The organism is Shewanella abyssi (assembly GCF_023284025.1).
GTDB lineage: Bacteria > Pseudomonadota > Gammaproteobacteria > Enterobacterales > Shewanellaceae > Shewanella > Shewanella abyssi.
This window is the reverse complement of the sequence record NZ_JAKIKR010000004.1, coordinates 65,307-91,160: the sequence shown is the minus strand read 5'-3', so window position 1 is coordinate 91,160 and position 25,854 is coordinate 65,307. Positions and strand designations below refer to the sequence as shown.

24 protein-coding genes are annotated in these 25,854 nt (G+C 45.9%); 16 read left to right on the top strand and 8 right to left on the bottom strand.

Annotation, left to right across the window (positions count from 1 at the left end):
* Positions 1-37 precede the first annotated feature (37 nt).
* The 8 genes from lptA to mgtE all read left to right on the top strand — a co-directional run bounded on the left by lptA (position 38) and on the right by mgtE (position 6,492).
* Positions 38-586: a lipopolysaccharide transport periplasmic protein LptA gene (gene lptA / locus L2755_RS03350; protein ID WP_248979341.1), complete on the top strand. Its 549-nt coding sequence runs from the start codon at positions 38-40 to the stop codon at positions 584-586.
* Complete coding sequence (gene lptB / locus L2755_RS03345) at positions 583-1,314, top strand: LPS export ABC transporter ATP-binding protein (protein WP_248979340.1); 732 nt, start codon at positions 583-585, stop codon at positions 1,312-1,314. The genes lptA and lptB overlap by 4 nt, the downstream gene beginning before the upstream one ends.
* Before the next feature lie 137 nt (positions 1,315-1,451).
* A complete protein-coding gene (locus tag L2755_RS03340; RefSeq protein WP_248979339.1) occupies positions 1,452-2,963 on the top strand; it encodes an RNA polymerase factor sigma-54 in 1,512 nt (503 codons plus the stop codon).
* A 30-nt stretch (positions 2,964-2,993) separates the two neighbouring features.
* Positions 2,994-3,281, top strand: a complete 288-nt coding sequence (gene hpf / locus L2755_RS03335; RefSeq protein ID WP_248979338.1) for a ribosome hibernation promoting factor — start codon at positions 2,994-2,996, stop codon at positions 3,279-3,281.
* A gap of 2 nt (positions 3,282-3,283) precedes the next feature.
* The gene (ptsN, locus tag L2755_RS03330) at positions 3,284-3,727 is read left to right on the top strand and encodes a PTS IIA-like nitrogen regulatory protein PtsN (protein ID WP_202286501.1); all 444 of its coding nucleotides are present in this window, start codon (positions 3,284-3,286) and stop codon (positions 3,725-3,727) included.
* 197 nt (positions 3,728-3,924) lie between these two features.
* Positions 3,925-4,779, top strand: a complete 855-nt coding sequence (gene rapZ / locus L2755_RS03325; protein ID WP_248979337.1) for an RNase adapter RapZ — start codon at positions 3,925-3,927, stop codon at positions 4,777-4,779.
* On the top strand, positions 4,766-5,041 hold the full coding sequence (locus L2755_RS03320; protein WP_248979336.1) for an HPr family phosphocarrier protein: 276 nt from the start codon (positions 4,766-4,768) through the stop codon (positions 5,039-5,041). The genes rapZ and L2755_RS03320 overlap by 14 nt, the downstream gene beginning before the upstream one ends.
* A gap of 86 nt (positions 5,042-5,127) precedes the next feature.
* Positions 5,128-6,492: a magnesium transporter gene (mgtE, locus tag L2755_RS03315; RefSeq protein ID WP_248979335.1), complete on the top strand. Its 1,365-nt coding sequence runs from the start codon at positions 5,128-5,130 to the stop codon at positions 6,490-6,492.
* A gap of 67 nt (positions 6,493-6,559) precedes the next feature.
* On the opposite strand, the gene L2755_RS03310 is transcribed toward mgtE, so the two are convergent.
* The 6 genes from L2755_RS03310 to L2755_RS03285 all read right to left on the bottom strand — a co-directional run bounded on the left by L2755_RS03310 (position 6,560) and on the right by L2755_RS03285 (position 13,699).
* Entirely contained in the window at positions 6,560-7,228 is a 669-nt protein-coding gene (locus tag L2755_RS03310) for a YiaD family glycine zipper/OmpA-like lipoprotein (RefSeq protein ID WP_248979334.1), read from the bottom strand.
* A gap of 356 nt (positions 7,229-7,584) precedes the next feature.
* Positions 7,585-8,949, bottom strand: a complete 1,365-nt coding sequence (locus tag L2755_RS03305; protein ID WP_248979333.1) for a hypothetical protein — start codon at positions 8,947-8,949, stop codon at positions 7,585-7,587.
* A gap of 228 nt (positions 8,950-9,177) precedes the next feature.
* On the bottom strand, positions 9,178-10,701 hold the full coding sequence (locus tag L2755_RS03300) for an FG-GAP repeat domain-containing protein (RefSeq protein WP_248979332.1): 1,524 nt from the start codon (positions 10,699-10,701) through the stop codon (positions 9,178-9,180).
* 114 nt (positions 10,702-10,815) lie between these two features.
* Positions 10,816-11,232, bottom strand: a complete 417-nt coding sequence (locus L2755_RS03295) for a GtrA family protein (RefSeq protein ID WP_248979331.1) — start codon at positions 11,230-11,232, stop codon at positions 10,816-10,818.
* A gap of 5 nt (positions 11,233-11,237) precedes the next feature.
* A complete protein-coding gene (locus L2755_RS03290; protein WP_248979330.1) occupies positions 11,238-12,647 on the bottom strand; it encodes an ArnT family glycosyltransferase in 1,410 nt (469 codons plus the stop codon).
* A complete protein-coding gene (locus L2755_RS03285) occupies positions 12,647-13,699 on the bottom strand; it encodes a glycosyltransferase family 2 protein (RefSeq protein ID WP_248979329.1) in 1,053 nt (350 codons plus the stop codon). Before L2755_RS03285 ends, L2755_RS03290 begins: the two co-directional genes overlap by 1 nt.
* Positions 13,700-13,827: 128 nt before the next feature.
* On the opposite strand from L2755_RS03285, the gene L2755_RS03280 reads away from it, so the two are divergent.
* From L2755_RS03280 to L2755_RS03270, 3 genes are all read left to right on the top strand, one after another.
* Positions 13,828-14,517, top strand: a complete 690-nt coding sequence (locus tag L2755_RS03280) for a response regulator transcription factor (protein ID WP_248979391.1) — start codon at positions 13,828-13,830, stop codon at positions 14,515-14,517.
* Positions 14,511-15,857 carry a sensor histidine kinase gene (locus tag L2755_RS03275; RefSeq protein ID WP_248979328.1) on the top strand — a complete coding sequence of 449 codons (1,347 nt, stop codon included), beginning with the start codon at positions 14,511-14,513 and terminating at the stop codon, positions 15,855-15,857. The genes L2755_RS03280 and L2755_RS03275 overlap by 7 nt, the downstream gene beginning before the upstream one ends.
* 167 nt (positions 15,858-16,024) lie before the next feature.
* Positions 16,025-16,621, top strand: a complete 597-nt coding sequence (locus tag L2755_RS03270; protein WP_248979327.1) for a GAF domain-containing protein — start codon at positions 16,025-16,027, stop codon at positions 16,619-16,621.
* A 37-nt stretch (positions 16,622-16,658) separates the two neighbouring features.
* On the opposite strand, the gene L2755_RS03265 is transcribed toward L2755_RS03270, so the two are convergent.
* Positions 16,659-17,237 (bottom strand): esterase/lipase family protein, encoded by a 579-nt coding sequence (locus L2755_RS03265; RefSeq protein WP_248979326.1) that lies wholly within the window; start codon positions 17,235-17,237, stop codon positions 16,659-16,661.
* A gap of 284 nt (positions 17,238-17,521) precedes the next feature.
* Here L2755_RS03265 and L2755_RS03260 point away from each other — a divergent pair, with 284 nt between their 5' ends.
* The 5 genes from L2755_RS03260 (at position 17,522) to L2755_RS03240 (ending at position 25,261) form a co-directional block, all read left to right on the top strand.
* Positions 17,522-18,529, top strand: a complete 1,008-nt coding sequence (locus L2755_RS03260; protein ID WP_248979390.1) for a class I SAM-dependent rRNA methyltransferase — start codon at positions 17,522-17,524, stop codon at positions 18,527-18,529.
* 441 nt (positions 18,530-18,970) lie between these two features.
* Positions 18,971-20,869 carry a di-heme oxidoredictase family protein gene (locus L2755_RS03255; RefSeq protein WP_248979325.1) on the top strand — a complete coding sequence of 633 codons (1,899 nt, stop codon included), beginning with the start codon at positions 18,971-18,973 and terminating at the stop codon, positions 20,867-20,869.
* Between the two features lie 13 nt (positions 20,870-20,882).
* Positions 20,883-22,028: a ferritin-like protein gene (locus L2755_RS03250; RefSeq protein ID WP_248979324.1), complete on the top strand. Its 1,146-nt coding sequence runs from the start codon at positions 20,883-20,885 to the stop codon at positions 22,026-22,028.
* 2 nt (positions 22,029-22,030) lie between these two features.
* A complete protein-coding gene (locus L2755_RS03245) occupies positions 22,031-24,154 on the top strand; it encodes a LodA/GoxA family CTQ-dependent oxidase (protein ID WP_248979323.1) in 2,124 nt (707 codons plus the stop codon).
* 3 nt (positions 24,155-24,157) lie between these two features.
* Positions 24,158-25,261, top strand: a complete 1,104-nt coding sequence (locus tag L2755_RS03240) for an FAD-dependent monooxygenase (RefSeq protein WP_248979322.1) — start codon at positions 24,158-24,160, stop codon at positions 25,259-25,261.
* Between the two features lie 72 nt (positions 25,262-25,333).
* Here the strand turns inward: L2755_RS03240 and L2755_RS03235 are convergent, their stop codons facing one another.
* Positions 25,334-25,657 (bottom strand): hypothetical protein, encoded by a 324-nt coding sequence (locus tag L2755_RS03235; RefSeq protein ID WP_248979321.1) that lies wholly within the window; start codon positions 25,655-25,657, stop codon positions 25,334-25,336.
* Between the last annotated feature and the right edge of the window lie 197 nt (positions 25,658-25,854).

The following is a 25,854-nucleotide window of genomic DNA, read 5'->3' as shown; positions in this document are numbered from 1 at the left end:
TCATGCTAGCAACCCAATAGCGGAGTAGAAGGACGTTATGAAATACAATCGAACAATACTTACAGGCCTATTGTGCCTACTCAGCGTGAGTAGCTATGCTGCAATCGATGACTTAAAGCAGAAGGTCGAAATTGCCGCTGCTCGCCAAGAAGCTGATATCAAAAACAATCAGGTGATCTTTTTTGGTCCGGTAGAAGTCACTCAAGGTTCAATTAAAATGAACGCTGATGAATTACGGGTATTCTCCAAAGAAGCGGGCTCAGGTAAAACACTCGTGGCAACAGGTAACCCTGCTACTTATACTCAAATAATGGAAGATGGCCGGCCTGCGACGGCAAGTGCCAAAGAGATCCGTTATGAGCTGGCAACCAGAACCCTAACCTTATTAGGTAATGCAACTCTTGAGCAAGAGGGTAGCCAAGTCACCGGCAATCGCATCGAATATAATATTGGACTACAGCAATTAGTCGCTGAAAGCACCGGAAAAGGTGATGATCGCGTCATCACTATCATCCAGCCAGAAGCTTATCAAGAAGAGACGCCTGCAACGCCAATTGAACCCATTGAAAAGCAGGAGCAGCAATGATCCAAAAAACGCTGACCGCACGCAATTTAGCGAAAAGTTATAAGAATCGTGCCGTGGTACAAGATGTGAGTTTAACGGTCAAAACAGGCCAAATCATTGGACTACTAGGCCCAAATGGCGCCGGTAAAACCACAACTTTTTATATGGTTGTTGGATTGGTACAGAGTGACAAGGGGCAAATCTTTATCGATGACGATGATTTAACCTTAGACCCAATGCACCTTCGAGCACGTAAAGGCATTGGCTACTTGCCACAAGAGGCCAGTATTTTTAGGAAGCTTTCAGTGCGTGACAACATCATGGCGGTCCTGCAGACTCGCAGTGATATTGATAATGAGCAACGTGAAGAGCAGCTTGAAAACCTTCTCGAAGAGTTTCATATCACCCATATCCGCGATAGCCAAGGCATGGCGTTATCAGGGGGTGAACGACGCAGAGTTGAAATTGCACGAGCGCTAGCGGCCAACCCACAGTTTATTCTACTCGATGAACCTTTTGCCGGAGTGGATCCTATATCGGTTATCGATATTAAAAAGATTATTGAGCAGTTAAAAAGTCGTGGACTAGGCGTGTTGATCACTGACCATAATGTGCGTGAAACATTGGACGTTTGTGAGCATGCTTATATCGTAAGTCACGGAAATCTAATTGCAGAAGGCACGCCTGCCGAAATCTTAGACAACCAGCAAGTTCGAGCTGTGTACTTAGGTGAGCAATTCAGGCTATAGTTAATCCATAGTATAAACATTGAATTGTGTAGCACTGATCAAGTACGTTAATACAATCAAAGTGTTGAGCCTTTAAACTCTCTTCTTCAAGTCAACGAGCTTCAACGTTTAATTACAGTGTAGGGAATAGCGGTAAGATGAAAGCGTCACTCCAGCTCAGAATGGGTCAGCAGCTCACCATGACTCCACAGTTACAGCAGGCTATTCGCCTGCTACAACTGTCCTCTTTAGAGCTGCAACAAGAGATCCAGCAAGCATTAGAATCTAATCCGCTGCTTGAATTAGATGAAGAACAATCCGACGGTGAACCTGTCAGTAACGAAGATAGAACCACGACCGATTCTGACAGTTATTCAGAGTCTGATGCCGACAATGAATACAGTGCCAGCACTGATATTGACCCACAACAAGATAGTGCCGCGGTGGATACCTCAGATGCATTGACGCAAGATTCGATGCCAGATGAACTGCCAATGGACACCACTTGGGATGAAGTCTATACCGTTTCTTCCAATTCCAGCTCAGGTGGAATGCGTGATGATGACATGCCGTTTCAAGGGGAAACCACCGAAGGTTTGTACGAACACCTTGAATGGCAGAAAAATTTAACGCCCTTCTCTGACAATGACCTGGCGATTGCCACCGCCATTATTGATGCCGTCGACGAACGTGGCTACCTGACTCAGAATTGTGACGACATTCTTGAAGCGATGGGCGATCCAGAGATCGAGCTAGATGAAGTGGAAGCCGTGCTCAAACGGGTGCAACATTTCGACCCTATCGGTGTTGCAGCAAGAGATCTAAGTGAATGTCTACTGATCCAATTGGCTCAATATGCCGCAACAACCCCCCACATCGATAATGCTCGTCTGCTGATTAAAGACTACCTAGATTTGATTGCCGGACGCGACTTTAGGCAATTGATGCGTAAGACTAGGCTCAAAGAGGATGATCTGCGCGACGCTATTAGCCTTATTCAAACCTTGAACCCAAGACCCGGTCTAGCAGTGACCCGTAGTAAAGACGAATATGTGATCCCCGACGTTTCAGTGGCGAAAAAGAAAGGCCGCTGGGTCGTTGAACTTAACCCCGACTACATGCCAAAAATCAATGTCAACCAGCATTACGCCTCGATGGCTCGTAGCACTAAAAGCCAAGCTGACGGCCAATTTATTCGCGGTCACCTGCAAGAAGCTAAATGGTTTATTAAAAGCATTGAAAGTCGCAATGAAACCTTGCTTAAAGTCTCTAACTGTATTGTTAAGTTCCAACAAGGCTTTTTTGAATATGGTGAAGAAGCCATGAAGCCTATGGTACTCAACGACATTGCCGAAGCCGTAGAGATGCATGAATCTACGATTTCAAGGGTGACCACACAAAAGTATATGCATACCCCTAGAGGTATTTTCGAATTAAAGTATTTCTTCTCAAGTCATGTTGGAACGGATGACGGTGGAGAGTGCTCATCAACAGCAATTAGAGCGTTTATTAAGAAGTTAGTCGCAGCTGAAAACCAAAAGAAACCATTAAGCGATAGCAAAATGGCGCAGCTTTTGGCAGAGCAAGGGATTAAAGTTGCTCGACGTACTATCGCGAAATATCGCGAAGCAATGATGATCCCGCCCTCAAATCAACGCAAAAGTTTATGATTAAAATTAGGCACTTGGAGGAACACTTCTATGCAAATTAACCTTACTGGACATCACGTTGAAATCACTGCATCACTACGTAGTTATGTTGAAGAGAAATTTACAAAGCTTGAACGTCATTTCGATCAGATCAATAATGTGCACGTCATATTGAACGTTGAAAAATTGCAACAGATAGCCGAAGCTCGAATTCACCTTAAAAAAGGTGAAGTATTTGCCACTTCGGAACATGCGGACATGTACGCCGCAATAGACTCCCTGATCGACAAATTAGATCGTCAGGTTATTAAACACAAAGAGAAGCTGACCAAACACTAACGATGGAATTACGCACCATCCTGCAGCCGGAATGCACTACCTGTGCCACACCGGGCAGTAAGAAAAAGGTACTGGAATTAATCAGCGATATTGCCGCTGTCCAGTACCCGACCCTTTCCTCACAAGAGATTTTCGAGAGCCTGTTGGCGCGCGAAAAAATGGGTAGCACAGGTATAGGCAACGGTATTGCAATCCCTCACGGGAGATTGGCTAATATCGACCATCCGTTGGGCATATTAATCAAATGTGAAACACCGATCTCTTTTGATTCGATAGATAAACAGCCGGTCGATATATTATTTGCCCTGTTAGTGCCTGCGGAGCAATGTAAGCAACACCTAGCAACACTGTCTTCAATGGCAGAAAAGCTCAACGACAAAGCGATCGTTAAGCAGCTAAGAAAAAGCAATAGTGAATCGGAACTATATGACTTAATCACTCAATAGCTAATATTTAGGTCCTTAAATAATCGATATATAACAGGGTTATTTAAAGACCTAAGTATTTATTACAACAATATGAAATGTTCTTTCCCACTAGCCTAAGCTCTTGCTTTAAGCCAGAAAAAAGTTAACCTATACTCTTGTACATCTCGTATACATCTATAACACACACATTGTAACTTTTATCAGGTAGTCAAAAGATGAAACTCGTTCTAGTCTCTGGTCGCTCAGGCTCAGGAAAATCAGTACTGCTAAGGATGTTAGAAGATCTCGGCTATTATTGTGTCGATAATCTACCCTTGCCAATGATGGGAACCCTGCTTGAACAACTTTCGGGGAACTCAGAGTTAGTCGCCATTAGTGTTGATATCCGCAACATGCCTGAGAAAGAGAATGAACTGACAAAACATTTAACCCACTTGCCAAAAGGGGTGGAGTTACTCAGTTTCTTTTTAAACTCTAGTGATAAGGTGCTCCTCAAGCGCTATAACGAAACCCGTCGCCTACACCCTTTGTCTCATGCCAACATTTCGTTGAAAGAAGCTATTGAGCTTGAAGGCCGCCAGCTTGAACCTCTGGCGAAAATAGTTGACCACTATATTGATACCTCAGATCTAAATATCTATGATCTTAACGACCAAGTTCGTGAAATTTTATTAGGCAGTATCAATAAAGAACTGATGATTAAGTTTGAATCTTTTGGCTTTAAACATGGTATGCCAACGGAAGCCGACTTTATGTTTGATGTTCGATTTTTGCCAAATCCACATTGGGAACCCGATCTCAGGCCCATGACCGGGCTTGATAAGCCAGTACAAGACTTTTTAAATCTACACCCTTTGGTGAATAAGTTTATCTGGCAAATTGAGAACTTACTCGAAACTTGGTTACCTGATTTAGAGCGTAACAACCGTAGTTACCTCACCATTGCCATTGGCTGTACCGGTGGTCAACATCGCTCCGTTTATGTCACCGAAAGGCTCGCAGAACACTTCAAAAAAGGCCGTCACAAAGTCACCGCCAGCCACCGCGAGTTAAAAAATGCCAACGATTGAACGGCAAGTTACCATTTGCAATAAACTCGGACTGCATGCTAGAGCGGCGACAAAGTTGGTGGTTCTGGCGTCAGAATTTGATGCTAAAATCACTATTATTCAAGGTGAAAAACAAGCTTCAGCGGTAAGTGTACTAGGCTTACTAATGTTAGAAACTGGGATCGGTAAATCGATACAGCTTCTCGCCAACGGCCCCGATGCAGAGGCAGCGTTAGATGCCATATGTCATTTGATCAATACCAAATTCGACGAAGACAGTTAGTCCATAAATTCTATATAATATTTGTTCTTTATCCCCCTTTACTTACGTTATGATAAGCGCCTTTTAAACGACCCTGTGAGGGATCCATGCCGATTGAAGTCTTAGACAACGAAACATCAGACCTGCGCCTCAATCAGCTAAATAAAGCATTAGGTAGCGGCATGTTTGTTCATGTCCGCAATATGTTGCAGGACATGGCTGCCACCGATATCGCCTTTATTCTCGAATCTTCACCGCCCCGTACTCGTCAAGTCCTCTGGCAGTTGATCGACCAAGAGCACACCGGTGAAATTCTCGATGAGTTAGGCGAAGAGCTCAAAGACAGCCTTATTCGCCAAATGAGCCCTGAGCGCGTCGCAAAAGCGGCCGAAAGCATGGACACAGATGACCTAGCTTATATTCTTAGGAGTTTGCCAGACAGCGTCTTTAATGAAGTGCTGCAGTCGATGAGTACCCAAGATCGCGTTAGGGTAGAACAAGCACTGTCTTATCCCGATGATACTGCTGGCAGTATCATGAACACCGATACCGTCACCTTAAGACCTGACGTCAATATCGATGTGATATTGCGTTACTTGAGAATTCGCGGCGAACTCCCCCCGGCAACCGATATGCTGTATGTGGTCGATAAACATGACCGGGTACTCGGCGGTATGCGCATTGCCGATCTACTCACCTGTAATCCAGATTCGTCGGTTCGAGACATCATGGCCGCCGATGTTGAACCTATCCCAGTGGGTATGTCCGACAGTGAGGTAGCCCAACTGTTTGAACGTCATGACTGGGTTTCAGCGCCTGTTGTTGATGATGACAACAAACTGCTTGGCCGTATTACCATTGATGATGTGGTCGATGTTATTCGAGAAGACGCCGAACATTCGATGATGGGGATGGCGGGTATGGACGATGATACCGATACCTTCGGCCCAGTGCTTAAAAGTACCTTTCGTCGTTCACTCTGGTTAACCGTCAACTTGTTTGCTGCGCTACTGGCCGCATCGGTCAGTAATATGTTCGAAGGCACATTAGAGCAGTTCGCCACGATTGCCATTTTGATGACCATAGTCCCCAGCATGGGCGGTGTCGCCGGTAATCAAACCTTAGCGCTGGTGATTCGTGGTATCGCCTTAGGCCAAATTGGTCAAAGTAACTCGAGATGGCTTATCGGCAAAGAGCTCGCCATTGGCTTTCTAAACGGCTTACTATGGTCCGTTCTAGTGTTTGCCGCTGTGTGGGCTTGGAAAGGCGATATTACGCTGGGAGCAACGATTGGCGGGGCTATGCTGATTAATATGACCGTCGCAGGCCTTGCTGGCGCAAGTATTCCACTTATCCTCAAAAAGATGAATATCGATCCGGCACTCGCTGGCGGTATGGTATTAACCACGGTGACTGACGTTATCGGCTTATTTGCTTTCTTAGGGCTGGCGACCGTGTTCTTGATAAACTAGCTTAATCATATTCAAGTCAAAAAAAACCACCGATTCGGTGGTTTTTAAACTAAAACAGATACCATGTTTAGCTTAGTGGGCTAAGAATAATCTCGACTCGGCGGTTATCTGCTCGGCCTGCTTTAGTCTCATTGGTTGCCACAGGTCTCTCTTCACCAACGCCGTGAGAGGCCACTCGTGCAGATGGAACCTGGCGGCTCATCAAGTAACTGGCAACTTCACTTGCTCGCACTTGAGATAGTCGCATGTTATAAGATGCTGCACCTGAGCTATCGGTATGGCCCATCACATTTAGCTTGGTCTCATCATATTCTAAGGCGACCAAAGCCACACTGTTTAACACCTGCTGTGCACGTTGGCTAAGTTCGGTTTGATCTACGCCAAAAGTCACATCATTTGGCATGTTCAAAATAATATCATCGCCACTGCGGGTAACGCTGACACCAGATGACTGCAGTTGTTGGCGCAACTCTGCTTCCTGCACATCCATATAGTAACCAATACCACCACCAAGCGCGGCGCCCGATGCTGCGCCAATCAAAGCGCCTTTACCTCTATCACTTTTACTTGAAGAGGCGATGCCAATTACCGCACCAGTAAGTGCGCCAATCAAGGCACCATTAGTGGCTTTAGCATTTTGAGATTCATTACTGTATGGATTGGTTGTCTGACAACCTGAAACGAACACTGCTGCAACCAAACAGCTAGCGATAATACCGCCGTGCTTAACACTCATAAACTTACTCCTAACTGTCTTCACTCTAGTGAAGACGACAACATATCGAGTTATTTTGTTAGCAGTATATAAGCAGGTAATTAATAGACAATGGTTACAGGTTCAAGCGAGTTAAAAACGTACAAATTACCTATAATAAACCGCTGAAAATTGTCAAACGAGGATGCTATCGAGCAACAGCGTTTGCAATAACAGAAAAAAGCCAACGACATAAGCCAGCAGTACGTACTCGAACAAGAAGTGAAGTAATTAAGGGCATCGACACCTATGCCCTTAAAAGCCTAGAGAAGCAGTAATGTACTAATTAACAGACCGCGCAATAAACCACGGTCTGCGTGACTTATACTTTAGCTCAATTAAAAAGTGGTCAGTCGATAACCCAAGGGCTGTGAATCATCTTTACTCAGCACCATGGTGTAGTTACCTGCACTATCAAATACCAGAGGGTCAGATTGATAGAGTAAAGTGAGCGTTTCGTTTTCATCTTCGAAGACCACGTTAATCTCGTACTCTCCAGATGCAAGGCTAATGGATTCTAACTCAGTAAACTCCAAACCAGTGATTTTATACTCCGCTGATTCAATCGTTTCCGTGGGTTTCACGAAGTAGATAGCCAAGGTTTCATAGTCAAAAACCAAGTTTGCTAAGTCAATTAGATGGGTAAAAGCGCGCGGACGGTGATCATGAGTTAGCGTCATCCCCTTGGTCACTCCAAGTTCATCGTCATAAACCAGTATCGATTTACTCTCATCCTGATTAAAGGTCACCAGTAAGTTATTGGCTAATACCTCACTTGAATCATTATTGGTAATCGTTACGCCGTAGTCGTTATAACCTATCGTCTTGAAATCACTTAAACTATGCTTACCCAACTCATAAAGGTACTGTGTCTCCTGATTACTTGCGATCGCGATATCAATATTATCAACGTTATTTAGTGCGTTAAAAACGCGATATTCGGCGTTGGCGTCAATATTGGCATATTGGGTTGGACTCCCCGTCGAATCAACCGCATCAATGGTTATCTTAGGTGTTCCTGGGCCAAAGCTATTGCGGATAACAAATTTGTAAACCGTATTATCACTCAAGTCCAATGCCGTAGTGGTGTAGATTGGCGTAGTCTCTCCGGCCTCAGTCAAATACAGCACGTATTCGCCAGTATCAAACATCAGCTCAGTTGAAAAACCTTTATAACTCAGCGAATCCAGCATGGTTGCGGCGCTAAAACCTTCACCATCTATACCAAAGTAAATATCATAAGTCGGCTCATTCATGGCAGCATGGGTAACTAACATCTGCATCTTACTGTAGTCATCACTTTCATCACTGTTCAATTCATCCATCTCACTGCGATCGTACTGAATGTCGAGTAACTCTGTTGCTCCATAATCACCCAGTAAAACAAAAAAGTGATCATCTTCATTTGCCAGTGACAGTGTCGCGGTATAGAGCGATAACTCCTCGCCCTGCTCATCAGTACCAACGATTTCCATCTCTGCACTGCCCGTGCTGTAAACATAGCGAGGTTGAGAATCTGCGTAACTCACCGCCGTGTATTGATAGCCATCTAAAACCAGGGCTGTTGCCGTGCTATTAGGTGACGCATTGTAATACTGTACGTAAGCTTCACTGCTTGAGTCACTCGCATCACCAGAGCTACAACCGACCGTTGTAGCCAATGCAAAAAAGAGACAGGTAATTCCCCGAGGTGTGAACTTCATTTACTTTCCTTAACTAATTAATGACAAATTCACTACCTATGACCAATGTTTCACGTCAAGAACTGTCAACAACTGCAATGTAACGAAAGTCTATGAATAGCTTTGTAAAGTATGCTTATTATCGATATAGATTGAATAAAAAGTGACTTTTACGGAAGGGAGGCATGTTAACAAACGGTATATTTAGAATGACCGGAGCAGTAATTTACTGCCCCGTTAAATACTCATTTAGCTGGCGAATAGCACTCTAAATTGATTGGCTAATACTTTATCATCTTGCTTACCATATTTAATGAATATGTCCTCTTTACCGTCGCCATTTAAGTCATCGCTTTGTAACATGTTGCCATCAACAGGCAGCTTTAAATCGTGTTTTTCAGCCTGGCGACTAAATAAGCGTGAGCCAGACTGGCCAAAATAGATCCTTAAGGTGTCTTCATCATCTGATAGCATTAAATCTTTCAAACCATCACCGTTAAGATCGGCCAATTTAACCACAGGACTGCCACTTTGACCTGAACTTAAGCTAAAGTTGAGCTCAACCTCTTTACTGACATTCGACTCTTGCGCAAAGCGCCCCTGTGCATCCATTTTAAATAGATGAACATCTTGATCTATACTGCCAGAAAGCAGTGCGCCGATGATCTGTGCAACCCCGATATCAAATCCAGCCACCATCACCTCGACTTTATCGTCGCTATCAATATCAATAAACTGTAAGCCCGTTAATGTGCCTTCCGCTTTAATAACGCTGCTAGGCACCTTTGGAAACACTAACTTTCCTTTTTGGTTCTCACCAAGGTACACCTCATAATCATTGGCTCTATCAAATACACCAGAGCTTTTGGTATAACGCACCACCATATCGGTGATACCGTCGTTATTAATGTCTTTCAGCTCCTCCACTTTACGGTATAGCAACTCGCTTTGGTCTAGCTGCTCACCAAATGCATCGCGCTTGTTCCACCAATCAATGCCACTTATGGGTTGGCGCACTGACACATACTCCGTAATAGGGTCAAACATCCCAGCCTCAGTTTGCCGATAAAGCTCAAGCTCACCCTCACCGATTTTAACAATGTCGACTAACCCATCAAGATTGATATCACTAATATAGAGTTTTGACTGGATATACGTAGCGCCATCGTCAAACAATCGAGACTGGGGTTTAATCGGCAATACTTGGTGTTTAAATTCGCCATCATTAGCAATAAACAGCTGCACCTGATTAAAGTCATGGATCAAGATATCATCTTGTTTGTCACCGTTTAAATCAGCGATAAATTCGCCGCGGCTTAAATAATCTGGACGAGATTTAAAGAATAAGGAGTTGATAGCAGCTAAGGTGATTAACTCGGCAGTCACGGTCTCTTTTTGAGGCTGGAAAAGCAGCAGTTCGTCTTGGGATAAAAAGTACAATTGTTGCCGTTTACCTGCTTGATACTCAGTAATATCGAACGAGTGCAGCGCTTGGGGCAATTCAAATTTAATCGCCAGCCGATACTGACTACTTTCTAACGCGTAAACTGCCATCCAACGTTGGCTTAAATCATCAACTCCAAAGGCGATTAACTCTTTACCTGCAGTCGGCAGTAGATCGGCCGACACTATAGGGTGCGTCAAATTAAAAGGCGCGTTCAATGTTGTTTCTGTCAGTGTCAATTTAGACGTTGACTTGGCTTCCGCAGAGTGAGCAACAATGCCCCCTAATACCACTAATCCAATAGCCAAGCCTTTGAAAACCGATTCCATGTTTGATTTACTCCATCAACAATCACAAAAGTATGATGATTCAAGCTATCGGTTTTACGCTCTGAGTAAAAGCTAATTTAACAGTTTGTAACATATCACTCTCTTTAACTGGGATTAATCGATATTTAGCGCTCTAAAAGTCCAAAAGTTGGCACCAAACCAATTAAAAACTAAGCCCGCTAATACACCAACGCTAAAAGCAAAAGCCATATCGAGGAGAGATTGCCCAAGCAGCAGTGAGATCAGATAGAAAGCCGATATATTGGCGATAGCAGCTGTGCTCGAGACTAAAGCTGACATTAGCAACTGTCGACCTTTAGCCACTTGTTCTCGTGAGCTAAAGGTCCAGCATCGATTGGCAAACCATGACAGCACTACCGCCACAGAAAATGCCGCCACTCTCGCCAGCATTAGCGGTAAAGCAAATTGTTCAAACAGTAGGAAAAATAGCACTGCATCAGCAACAAAGACGCTTGCCCCCACCAGCAAGAAGCGCGCTTCTTGCTGATGTTTACGCCAAAGTTGGCTCAATAAGCCTATTTGCTGGGACGACAAAGCAGTAAGCCTCGATCTTTATTGCTGGCAATCTCATCGCAATTTGAAAAAAGAGTATCATCTATTTTTGAGCGTTTGACAGCCAGATAAAATGGCTTTTCGCTAGGGTTTACATCCGTTAAAGACGTGATCAATTCAGTCTTGCCAGCGCTATAAAAACGAGCCGAAAATGGCATCTTTCCCCAATAGTATGTCGCTAACGACTCTTGCCGTTGGTCCAGCAACCAACGCTCACTTTTATCCTTACCCGCATCAAAATAGATCACTCCAACAGCGATCATTAACAATGCAGGAATGACCAATGCGATTCGATGTAACATAGGTACTTGGGTATGTCGCCAAGCAAAAGCAATCAATATTGCCAATGCAGGGATCCCAGGCAAAACGTAAGCCGGTAAGATATTACCTGCAAAGGTAAATAACACCATTGGTGCTATCATCCAGCAAATAAGGTAACTCGGTAATGCAGCGCCCTGTAGCGCTTTATCTTCATCACTTCTTTTTGGCGCTGCAATGATCACTTTATAAAGTGCTTGTGGTAAAAATAGTGACCAAGGCAGCGCTGCACCAATAAAGTACAGCCAAATAGTGCCACGAGTTTGATCGTGTGCGGTTCCATATAAATCACCCTGCCAACCACTATCGACAAACCTTGACCAATGCTCGCCAACAATAAAATAATTTAAAAAGCCGGGTGTGGCATTTTCAGCAATAACATACCAAGGCAGGGCAATCATCAGCATGAGTCCAGCCCCTTTGAACAAAGGCATTCGCTGCCACAAATGCTGCCACGGGCGGATCAAACCATACTGCCACAGCAACCATAATCCAGTGCCAATAGCGAAAACAACCAGCGTAACAGGCCCTTTTGCCAGTAAGCCGATAGCAAGACCGACAAAGCCCAAATAGCCCCAGCGCACTTCACCTTGCCAGCACAGATAAAAGCCCACCATTGCCATCGTCAAACCTAAGGTCAATGCCATGTCGGTCATCACTGCGCCAGCGCTGACAATAAACACCCCCGTTGAAGCTAAAATAATCAACATAGGCAACACAGGTAAGCGTAACTTTTTAGCAAACAGTGCCACTACGCCCAAGGTCAACATGGCGGCTATCCAGTGGGGGAAACGCACGGCAAATTCTGATATGCCAAAACCTACAATAGAGACTGCACTCATCCAAGTATGCAGCGGCGGTTTGCCCCAAAACGGCACATCGTAATCAAATAGTGGCGTGATCCAATTGCCAGTCTCCACCATCAAACGCGCCATTTCGCCATATCTTGCCTCAGTGGTATCCATCAACGGATACCAAGGCAGTAGCAGTAATCGAGTTAAAACCACCAGCAACAGTACCGCTAGACTTTTTTGCCCAGAACTCAACGTTTGCATCAATTAGCCTCCAGATAACTAACATTACTTTGTGCGACAACGTCACGTTCTGGCTGCAGAGGACTCGGCTTGACTTGTGAAATAGACTGGCGATAAGCAACCTCTTCAATCAAGTAGAGTGGTCGCTGTTTAACCTCAACAAATACCCTCCCCAGATACTCGCCAATAAGCCCTAACGCTAATAACTGAATACCCGCCAAACCTAATTGCACCACCATCATTGAAGCGTAACCAGCAACGGTTTCGCCGTAAATTAGCGTTTTAGTCACCACCCAGCCTCCATAAGCAAAAGCACTAAACGCGGTAATAACCCCACACCAGGTCGCAATACGCAGCGGCTTAAAACTGAAAGAGGTGATGCCATCCATTGCTAAGCCAAACAGCTTGCTGTAATTCCATTTAGTCTCACCGACAAAGCGGGGATCACGATCAAACTCCAATGTTTTTTGCGAAAAACCAGGCCAACTAAATAAGCCTTTCATAAATCGATTGCGCTCTGGCAATGCTTTTATACTGTCGACCACTTGGCGACTCATTAAGCGAAAATCGCCCACATTCTCAGGCACTGGAGAATCAGATACCCAGTTCATTAATCGATAAAAACACGCGGCTGAAAAACGCTTAAACCAGGTTTCACCAAGACGTTTACGTCGTTTCATATTGACGATTTCGTAGCCAGCACGCCACTGGGCGAGCATTAAAGGGATTTGCTCCGGAGGATCTTGTAAGTCAGCATCAAGCATAATGACGGCCAATCCTCGCGCATGCTCAATGCCTGCCGACATTGCCGCCTCTTTACCAAAGTTGCGGCTCAATTTGATACATTGATATTCATTATCGGCCAAAGGTAATTGGCTAACCTGCAGCCAGGAATCATCGCTACTACCATCATCAATGAAAACAATTTCAGAGCTTTCATCCAGTTCAGATAACACCGCGGTAAGCCGCGAAATGAGGGGGACTATCATTTGTGATTCATTAAACAGCGGCACAATTACTGACAAACATATTTCAGCGTTATGAGCACTTTGGTTGGCAGGAGAATATGACATGAGGCATCCTAGTGGATTTATTTTTCCAGTAGCATGCCTGTATTAAGGTGAAGAAAATGTCATTGACATTTCTTCGACAAAAAAGTGGTAAAGTAAATACTATCAGCAGAATCACTAATCGCTTAACGATGACACTAAAACTACTCATTATTGAAGACAACATCGACGTTGCGGGCATTCTTGGAGACTACTTTGAGGCTCAAGGGGCTGAACTGGATTTCGCAGATAATGGCGAGCTGGGCTTATCGCTGGCACAAGCATTTGACTTTGATGCCATTATATTAGATTTAATGCTGCCAAAACTCGATGGTTTAAGTTTATGTAAAGCATTGCGTTCGCTTGGCTGCTGTACCCCGATTTTGATGTTAACCGCACTTGATAACAAGGCAGATCTACTCAGCGGTTTTGGCTGTGGTGCCGATGACTACCTGGGTAAACCTTTCGATCTCGATGTTGTCGATGCCCGAGTTAAGGCTTTGATAAAACGTCACCGCGGCCAAGTAGCTCAAGCCAGTCTTAAATTCGGCGATATCGAGCTTAATATTGCTAAACATCAAGCGTATCGCCAACAGATGCGGCTAGCACTCACCCCAACCACCTATCAAATACTGTTATTGCTAATGAAGCATGCTCCCAATGTGGTTAAACGTGAGCAGATCATCGAAGATATCTGGGGATTATCGCCTCCCAACAACGATATTTTACGCAGCCATATGTATCAGCTGCGCAATCAACTCGACAAACCCTTTAAACAGCCAATGCTCGCCACAGTGCCTAAAGTCGGCTTCCGGCTACAACTCGGAGAGGAGCATTGCTAAACAAGCTGCTAAACAAGGTCCCATCAGCTTCAAGCTTGCCACATAAGTTAATGTGGTATTTCAGTGCTGTCGCCATATTGATAGGGATAACAATTTACCTGTCGATGCTAGGTATGATGCAATGGATTGAAGATGAGGTTAACCAACACGAACTTGAAAGCAGTGCGCCTTATGCCATCAGCCAGTTTCAACAGGGCGCTAAGCAGCCATTAGAAATTGGGCTACATATACAAGTCTACTATTCGCCGGAGCTCATTCCGCAGAAGTACGGCAATTTAAGCCATTTTCCGGTCGGATTTAATGGTGAAGTGTTAAATAACCATCCTGTGGGCTTTTGGAATGAGCTCATCACGATGAACCCCTTTAGCGATCATACGGCACCAAGCCGACAAGAGATTTTTTTCTATCGAGGAGAGTTCCTACTCGATGGCCAATTAGAACCTTTGTTTCTGATTATGCCAACCGAAAACGTTGAACTGAGCGACACTGAATGGAACGCCATTAATCTATTTGTGCTGTGCTTTATCGGCGTACTTTTTATGTTATTTGGTTTTGCTATCCACAAACTTAGCCGCCGTTTAGTTGAACCTGTAGCACAGCTAAGTCGGCAATTAAAATCAACAGAGCCCAATGTAACCTTCGGTGTTTCAGACCAGTCAGCCACTGAATTTCGTGAGCTGGCCGATAGTCTGAACCATTATCGACAACAAAATGAGATGATGATTAAGCAGGAGCAAGCCTTTGCCCGTTATGCCAGTCATGAACTGAGAACGCCATTAACCGTGATTAGCGGCGCTGCAAAACTGCAAGAGCAGAACAATGCGCTTGAGTTTCAAGCGCGTCAACGTGACCGTATTCAACGTGCAGCCCTTGATATGCAGCACACTATTGATGCCCTACTTAATTTGGTAAAACAAGAAAGAGCAACCGGAAGTCATCCGCCAAGATCGCTCACTTTAGCCGAAGTGCAACAAATCGTTTTACCACTGCAAGGGCTCGCGAGTAGCAAAAGTATTAGCGTCTGTATTAACTTTGAGCAAGCCCCCATCATCAAGCCCGCATCAGCAGTACTGCGCATGCTGCTGAATAATGTCATCAGTAACGCCATTAATGCCAGTGACTCTGGAGAGATCAGCATATCAATCAATAGTCATGAAATTGTTATCAGCGATAAAGGTCGCGGGCTTACCGAGTCTGAGCAAGAAAATGAACATGGTCATGGGCTTGGTTTATTGATCGTCGATAGTCTGTGTCAGCGGTACCACTGGCAATTTAGTCTAGCCAATACCCAACCCACTGGCTGTTGTGCACGATTAACCTTTCCACAATTAACATTGTAATACTTTAGCGCTAATTGACATGCCATTAGCGCAAAAGCTTAAGTGAATATTTTTAGTGCACCAAGTTGATTTTAGCTAGAAACCAACTTAAATAGTATTAGGACTACATGGAAAAGATCTTACGGTTAGCAAGTAAGGCTTAAGCAAAGGGCAAAGGGAAAATGGATATGGCTGCTTTCGACACTCAGGATATAAACATCCACGAAGACATAAGCCAAAGCTGGCAAGAGATGGTTAATTTAATCTCTGAAATATCTCAAATTCCCGCCACACTCATCATGCGAACCTACCCCAAAGAGATTGAAGTTTTTATTAGTAGCAACTCTCCCCATAATCCCTACAAAGCAAGAGAACGCGAGCGCTTAGGCATTGGTTTATATTGTGAATCAGTGATCACTGGGAAAAAACTGTTATTGGTAAGCGATGCCAGCAAAGATCCCCTCTGGGCTAATAACCCCGATATAAAACTCGGTATGATTGCTTATTTAGGCTTACCGCTGAGCTGGCCCAATGGTGATATCTTTGGCACCATCTGTATGCTTGACTCCCAACCTAACCAGTTTGATAATCCCACCAAGCAACTGCTGACTCGATTTAAAACCGTCGTCGAGACCGACCTCAAACGCGTTTATCAACAGACATTATTAGCGCAAGAGAATCAACGTCTCAGTAAACAGTTGCATCAAAAATCTTTTGAATTTGAGCAACTGCAAAGGAAAGAGCAGCTAGAGGCGTTTGAGCGAACCTACAATGCTGGATCTTAAACTGAACACTGTCGCTGGCGGCACCATAACCATCTCACTACTCAGTTGCTAAATTAGCGCTGATCTCTGCCACAATTTTTCGACTAAATATCACCGACAAATGCAAAATGATAAAGAAGGATTTATTCTCGGCTCGCGCCCAAATAGAACTCGAACTGGGCACAATGGAGAAATCCATCGGTGTACGGTAGGAGTATACTTGTACGTTATCGAGCGTATTCTCAGTTGCAGCAAGCTTAAGCAACAACTCACTCTTAGGCCGTAATTGCTTAATGCCCTTTGAAGGATAGGGTAGATAGGCCCACCAACTTCCAGCATGGGGCGCTGACAAACTAAAAAACTGGCTTACTCTACGTGCGCCATCTAAACATTGCAGATAGTAGCGGCCAACTATGCCCCCCATACTAAAACCAATGATCACTACCTCATCTGCAAAGCCAAAAGCCTGATTTATTTGCTCTTGTAAGTCTTTAGCCGCATGTTCAATGCCTAAGCGACCATCAAATGAAGCCAGTGTCGGTGCAAAACACTCATGCCCAGCCAGTTCTAGCTGGCGCTTCATCCAGTGCATCACATGCCCAGTATTAAAGATTCCATGTACCAGTACTATTTTCATTATCTCTTCCTTGCATTTTTTTGGCTATGCGACTTGCTGTAATGTGCTTGCGGCCCAATACCAGTCTCTAAAGTAAAATAACCCTCTCTTACACTACATGTGGGCAAACCAGATGATTTCAATAGCAATGTAGCCTCCTCCCCTAAAAATGCCCAGCAATATCTAAGTCCAGCCGCCCGAGGGATATTTATCGCTACAATTTTGCTATTATTAGCGCCGTCGCAACTGCCACTATTTTAATGAGCCCAATATCTATGTCGATAAGCCAATCGAACCCAACTTCGCTGTCAGTAACACAAGCTTTGAGTGCCGCCATTAGCAAACGTACTCACTTTTTAGCACATGCAAAGCAAAATAAAACCGACTGCTATCGAATATTTCACGGTACCGTAGAGGGCATCAATGGGCTCAATATTGACCGCTATGGCAACGCTTGGCTGATCCAGAGTTTTCATCAAGCCTTAACAGAAGACGAGCTCAGCCAAATAACAGCTCTGCTGACTCAAGAGTCGATGTTACCGGTTATTTATAATGACCGCTCCAACAAGAACTCCCGTGTGCTGAACACCTTAACTGCCGACAATCAAGCCTTCGCGACCAGTGAACAGCAGATGCAAGAGAATGGCATTTTGTTCAGCAGTAAATTGCGTCATGAAGGCCAAGATCCACTACTGTTTTTAGATATGCGCGTAGGCCGTGAATATGTCAAATCACACAGCCAAGGCCGTACAGTCCTCAACCTATTCTCTTATACTTGTGGTATTGGCACAGCGGCAGCCGTTGGCGGTGCAACACGTGTGGTAAATATCGATTTTTCCTCATTTGCACTGGCAGCAGGTAAGATAAATGCGCAGCTCAACCAGGTTGAAAATGTCTGTGAATTTATTCAAAGCGATGCATTCCCTGCATTAAGACAGCTAGCAGGCTTGAAAGTGGGCGGACGAAGAAATCAAAAACTGCCCGCCTATCCAAAACTTGCTGCCACACAATTTGATCTGGTCTTTTTAGACCCACCAAGATACGCCAAAAGCGCCTTTGGTATTGTCGATCTCATCAACGATTACCAGAGTTTGTTTAAGCCAGCAATGCTAACGACTAAGCCCGAGGGCACCATCGTATGCTGTAACAATGTCGCTAAAGTTGATCGCCAAGCATGGTTCGATAGTTTAGTCCGCTGCGTCGAAAAGCAAGGACGTCAGGTCAATAGCCACACATGGCTAGATTGCCATGAAGACTTCCCCTCATTTGATGGTAATCATCCGTTAAAAATGGTGGCGTTAACATTAAGCTAGTGAGTGCTTTTAGTCATAGTAACAATTGAATAATGGCGAGTTAATACTCGCCATTATTGTCATTACAATCATAAATAATGCCTAATACCAAGAAACAACAAAAGACCACGCAAATACAGATATAAACACACTAACAACCCATTCAAAAGCACAGCTAAACCTAGCATTCTCTCCTTATAAATATACCTTGCAGTAATAAAAAACCATCAAAGATCAATCTGCAAGCCATTGATTATAAAAACTTAACTAAAAGGAAGATTACCGAAAGGTTGCTATTCAAGATTTATTCTAAACTCCAGTTAATAGCTTCTATCGCGCTATCGAAACAAGTATTCGCTACCGCTAAACAATGAAACTAAGTGAGTAATTAAAAGAGAAAGCGAGTGAAAAGCAATCCAGTTAACAGCGGATGTTCAACTGACACAAAATGGAGCACCTGTCATGCATATTAAGCAAACGCGATTATACGGTTCGATAAAAAAATACCGTTTAAAACAAAAAGCAGTCATCTTTATCTCTGCAGCCACAGCAATGGCCAGCGCCTACGCTGCAACAGCGCAGAGTCCATCGAAAGCAGAGGCTGCGGTGGAGTCATTTGCATTTTCAAAAGCGGGCGTTCGCCTCGTCTCAAAACAGCTTTACGTCGCCGACCCCAAAGGCGGAGTCCCCACCCCACAGCGAGAGCCCAATATCATTCAAGATGAGTTACTCGCAAACAAATATTCGCTAGGGCACGTTTTAGAAGCGGGACAAAATCAATTTAATAACCCTTTCTTACCTGAGAATGGTCATGGAGAAGGTGAAAATGGCCCCCGCAGTCTACAGCGTGAGGTTTGGAACAATCGCGGTGGCACCACCAGAGATCCTGAGGCTTGGCCTTTTCTTCGTGTCAACGGCATAGATTCACAAAGCTGTTTCGAATGCCATAACACCATAGGTGAATATACCCCAGCTGATGCAAAGACAGTGGCAAAAGTGCGTAAACCCAGTGCCCAAGGGGGCTCAGCGCCTGCAGCTAGTTCAGCATTTATCAATGATCAATTCCCAGAGCATTTAAGCCAGCTGTTAGACCCCAACCCAGATACCAAGGCGGTAATGACCAAGTTTGTGCGTAACCCGCCCCATGTGTTTGGTGCTGGCTACACGCAACGACTGGCAACAGAAATGACCACCGACCTGCTCGCACAAGCTTTTGCGGCTAAAACAGCCGCCAGAGCAGCGCTAAATAGCACACAAACCATCGCCTTGCTGAGTAAAGGCAGCGACTTTGGTAGCTACTCAGTGGTCTGCCAGTCAAAAGATAACTGTACTGCCGACACCAGCTTAGTCACCGGGGTACAGGGCGACCTCATTGTTCGTCCTTTTCAATGGGGCGGCATAGCGTCTAGCGTTAGACACTTCGCCAAAGATGCACTCGATTTTCACTTTAGCGTACAAGCCGTCGAAAAAGTGGGTCATAAAGATTGCGATCTCGATGGTCTCACCGACGAGATCACTATCGGTAACGTCTCAGCACTAACGGCATATGTCACTATGTTTAGGCCGCCGCAGCAAGTCATCGACAACAATCAATCTGCGCTACAAACAGGAGAACAACTCTTTAATAAGGTTGGCTGTGTTAACTGTCACTCCTCAAGCCTCACAATAGATGAAGCAACGTTGACGATTATGACACCAGCAATCCCCGATGAAGATTGTCCACAAGAGGTGGCGAACCTCTCCAACAGCACCACTTCAAATGACAGTGCCACAGAAGCCGGCCTCGCCATTAACCATGCCTTCACAGCCAGTGCCATGACCAATAAGCTTGCAGCAGAACCCACTATGACCCCTGAAAAAATCTATCAGGCGATGCAACCTTGGCTCAACAAAGGTGCAGTGGCACTCCTTGCAAAGGACAATTATCAGATTGATTTAAACCTAAGTGACGAAACTAAGTCCACGGTACCCGCCTATGTCTGGCCACGATTAGAGAGCAGCAACCGCAGCGTCAAAGTGCCACTCTATAGCGACCTAAAACTGCACTTTATGGGAGATGCGTTAGCCGACAATTACCCTCAACCAACCGATGCCCCAGGTTACGCCGCACAACCTGGTGTCTATGTAACACGTGCACTTTGGGGCGTCAGCAACACCGCACCCTATATGCATGATGGCCGCGCAAGAACGATCAAAGAGGCGGTGCTACTACATGGCGCTGATGGCAGTGAGGCCGCGCCTGCCGCTAACGAGTTTGAAAAGTTAACCCCTACAGAGCAGCAGCAAATATTACAGTTTTTACACAGCCAAAAACTCCCTATAGCAGATGGTGTCACCGCACCAGAATATGCAGCGAACTAAAAGGAATTACCTGATGAGCATTTCTCAATTTCTCGGGACGAGAACGCAGCAAGACTTACTAAACAGCCGTACATTAAAGCACCCTAAAAAGATAACCAGCCAAAACCCTTGGACCATTGAAGCCCTTAGAGAGCACCTGCAATGGGCGGTCGACGTAGAGCTCTATACTATTCCGTTTTACATGTCGGCCATGTATTCGGTCATTGACCAAGCGTCAGAAGCCAGGCGCCTAGTACGCTCGGTAGTCAACCAAGAGATGCTGCATATGCAATGTGCGGCCAATATTGCCAACGCCTATGGCTGCGATCTACACATCACCGCCCCCCACTATGGCGGCGAGGTACCCCATCTAGACTTTGAAGCTAATCCAAATCAACCCACCAAGATCTTCAGTCCTTACAGCACACAAATAGGTCCGATGGATGTGCTGCGTATCAACGCCATGTGCATTATTGAGTGCCCTGGTGAGTTTAGCAGTGCAACTTTAGACCCCAATACCGCAGAGTACAGTTCCATCGGCGAGATCTATCAAGCTATTCGCGAAGGAGCTGCCATGCTCAGTGAATGTATCATCCCCAATAATAATCAGGTCGCCCATTTTACCTCCACCTACCCAGATGTAAGCTCGCTAATAATCAGTGAAGACTGCTGTGAAGGGCTGGTGCAAGTTAATGGCCTGATAGATCTGATTGTCGATCAGGGTGAAGGCGCAGCTTGGCCCAATGACAATATCTCCCCAGATGCCACCATTGAGCAACGCTATGAAGATTACCAACAGGAGCAGCTACCGCCTGAATATCAAAATCATGTCGATGATATTCAGCCCTATTGGGATCACTTCCAAAAGTTTACCTACTTACGCAAGCAGACGCTGCCAGAAACCTTCCCCTTAGGCTTCGGCAGTCCACGAGGGCGTAAAAACCAGCAGATCCTCATCAACCATTTTGGCCATTTCCTGCAGCTAATGAATATCGTGTTTAACCCAATCTACCAACAGCAACTGGCCAATAGTAACGACATTAGCGTTGCGGCAGTGCAACAAATGGCTGGCGCCGAGTTTGGTAACACCATGTACAAGGTAGGTGCAGCCATTGCCGCCTGCTGGGAAAACGGCGTTGTCCCCGCATTCTCTACTTCAGCAAGCCAACAGGAGCAATAATCATGACTCAGTCTATTTTTAAAATTCATCCCGCCATTGGTATTGCTCGTGTCGGCAACAGCAGTGAGTACTACCTCGCACCAGAGTCCATTGCAGCGATGCCACAACCCGGTAAACCTGGCGACCCAACGACAGGCGGGCTACCGATCCGCCCCGGCACAGAAGACACCATCATCAGCAGCTCTGAATTTCGCGACAGTTGTGGCGCCTTTAAACGCCAAGCGGCACGCTTTCGTATTTTTGCCTACCCCACAGAAGATGTTGACCAGTACCCCGCCAACAACGGCGCCGAGATAAAAATTGGCAGTAGTATCAACGGCAAGAAAGTGGTCGATATTGTATGGAGCGTGCATCTAGCCAATAAGAAATGCAGTTGGTTTGCCAATGACGATGACCACGGCGCCGTCGCCTACGACAATGGCGGCACCCCGACGTTAAGGAATCTGCGCGAAGGGCTAGATCCATACAATAGCGCGAGACTGAAAAAACTGATCATTGACGCCGGACCTCGTGCACTAAAGGGCTGCGACAGCAAAGCCAGCTTCTGTCCAGCCGAGCAGGCGAGCATAGAGAAAGATGGCGAGATCATCAGTCTGCCTGACTACCCGCAATCATTTCCCTATATGCATTTTGAGCAACTCGACACCCCTCAGGGTCGCATCGACAGCTTAGGTGAAATGGAAACCGACAGCAGTGGTCGCCTCATTGTCGCCGGCGGATATGGCAAGAGTAATGCGTGGAAGCTCGACGCAGAGGACAAGGTTAAAATCAATAACCCCGTCAACAACGATCAATGGTTTGACGACACCTCCGACGGCCCAGTGAATGCGACGGTGTTGTTTGACGACGGCACCACAGAAGCGGTATTTGGCGGCTGGGTCGTGGTAACCGATCCAAGCTATGCCCCGCAAACCCTCAATGTGGTGTCACTTTTCGACGAAGCCTACGACCTCTTCCTGCGAGAGTTGGCGCTAGAGCCCGCGGTATATCATCAGGGCAAGTTTAACCCCGACTACCAACCCGCTTTTGACGATCATATCAAGCCGATATTCAGAGCCACCGCCCAGCAACTGTGGAACGCCTACCTCCCCGGCTTTGCTATTGACGCCCACAACAGTGTCGACAGCATTACCGCCGACGATAACCCCGATGAAACCATCTTGGCGGGTCTGGCTTATATTCGCCAACCTAATGCAGGTAAGCAAGCAAGCTGGCGCTCGCAGTCTATCGATGTCGGCGCGCCGCTAATGCCATTATCATTAGGCGATTCTAGCCCCGCTGGCGGCAAGCCCTTCCTCAGCCCAACTGTCACCCAATATCACGCCCTGCACTGCTGGTCGAATCATCAATACAAAAAGACCAACGATAACCCGCTAGGCGCAGGCGAATACCTTGATCGTGCCACACTGCAAAACTGCCTAGGCGGCCGCTTTAGCCCAGGTATCGACATGACTTGGGTGATCCGCGAGCCGAGCATGTATGTCAGCAACTGGCAGCAGGGTGCGGGTCCCTTCAGGATCCACCACAAAAGCCTCGACTACACCTCGGTAATCGATAACAGCCTCAGTTATGGCACCCCGTTACTCACGCTTGGCTGGATCCCCCGTCATGAAGATGTCGAATATTTAGGGCTAGAACCCGGCGATGCCACCAAATTTATGGCGCTGCCCTGGCATGCAGACTATAACTCCTGTGCCATTCACCAAACATCACCTAACACCCAAGATTCGCAAACCCTGTATTGGTCTTGGCCTGCACAGCGCCCGGTCACCGTCTACACAGCGCAAGACTATCAAGATCAACAGATAGAGAAAGACCGCCACGGCCTGCCACCACAACGCTACTCCGTCAGAGGCAGCGGCACAGTTCCAAGAGAAAATAGCCCAGAGGATAGCGGCAATCTGGCTAACGCCGGGCGATTCTGGGAGTACCGTGAAATGCTAGAAAAGTGGAACGACATCGGCGTGATAGTGCAAGCCACCACCATCGATGACGGCGCAAGCTACCCCGACAACGTCTATCTGGAGGTTGAGAGTCGACTCTCCGGGGCTACGCCAAATCTAAAAGCGCCAGCGCCATGGCCAATGGTGGCAGGAGACAAGACTGCCATCAAAAAGACGAGGTAATCGATGCAACCACTCTATGACGTCATTATCGTCGGAGGGGGGCCCGCAGGTTGTGCAACGGCAATTGCGTTGCACAACCTAGGGGTTAGCAATACTCTTGTCATCGAGGCCAGTGATTACACTGCGCCGCGTATTGGCGAGAGCATTCCACCCGATAGCCGTCAACTGTTAGAAAAACTAGGGATCTGGGACGCATTCACTGCGCAAAAACATGCTCCCTGTTTAGGCAGTTATTCAAGTTGGGGTAGTGATCAGTTAGGGTTTAACGACTACCTCTTTAATCCACAGGGCCATGGCTGGCATTTAAACCGAGCCTCTTTCGATAAGTTTTTAGCGCTGCAACTGCAAAAAAGAGGCGGGGCACTGCTGAAAAACACCCATTTTGCAAGCCTGATCCGTGATAAGCACGCCTACCCGATAAAGGTTACATTGCGTAACAATGCTGAGCTAAGGTGCCGCTTCATTGTTGATGCCAGCGGCCGCAGTGCCAAAGTGGCACGCCAGTTTGACGCCAAAGCAAATATTGAAGATCAGCTAGTGGCGGTCAGTGCATACTTTGACGCCAGCAACATTAGTTCGGCCAACAGTTATCGGCAAATGACACTGCTTGAAGCGGTCGATTATGGCTGGTGGTATCTAGCCCACCTGCCCAACAAACAGGTGATCGTTACCGTCGCCACCGATCCCGCAACGATTCAACAGAAACAGCTCAAAAGTAGTGTTCACTGGCAACAAGCAATGCAGCAGACGCTACACATCAAGCCGATTATCAATCAAGCTGCACCAAGTCGCCTGCATACCTGGGTCGCTCAATCCGCCATTATGGATCCACCGGCAGCCGAACATTGGCTCGCCGTGGGCGATGCCGCATCTAGCTTTGACCCCATCAGTTCACAAGGAATTTATAAAGCGCTTAACAATGGCATTGATGCCGCCGCCGCGATTACCGATTGGCTCAATGATGATGCGCAAACCATCAATCAATATCGCAATAGCGTGGCCAGTAACTTCATCCAATACTTAGGCCAGAAAGCCTATTTCTATAATGAGGAGCAACGCTGGCCACAGAGTGCATTTTGGCAAAAAAGACAACAGCCGCCACCATAGCAGCGGCAAATTAAATCAAACCAATAAGACTAAGCAGCGCAAGGTGTTGCCTAGCGTCGTTAATGCTGCCGATTAATAGCCTAACAAAGAGGTAATAGACCCAATAATAATCAGCGAAATGCCAACTAACAGGGTGTATTTAACCCGAGTCGCCTGCTTAAAAGCTTGGTAACCAGCGTACTGAATATCGATATTGTCAGATCCCTCAAAGCGACGACTCAAGGTCCAGCTAAACAATGTCAACCTATCGAAAGGCGCCATAAATGCGCCTTGATAACCTAGCAAAGTATTCCACTGCTCCCTGTCGTGTTGCTTAAGCGTACGGTTAAGATCGGGCATTCCCATAAAGGCGATCCCTAAAAGCAGCAGCAAAAAACCGATTGTTAATACTGACATAACGTCCTCCATTGACGACGGATTAATTCTATAGCGCTTTAAATATCGAACACTTCGAGATAAAAGTAAAGACCCACTAACTTCAAAAGCCCTGTTAGTGCTAGCTCCTCAATAAAAATACGCGTTAATTTTGTAGCCGTAGGATCGATTTAACGCCCTATAAAAGTCATCTTCAACACATCTTAATAACGCCGACA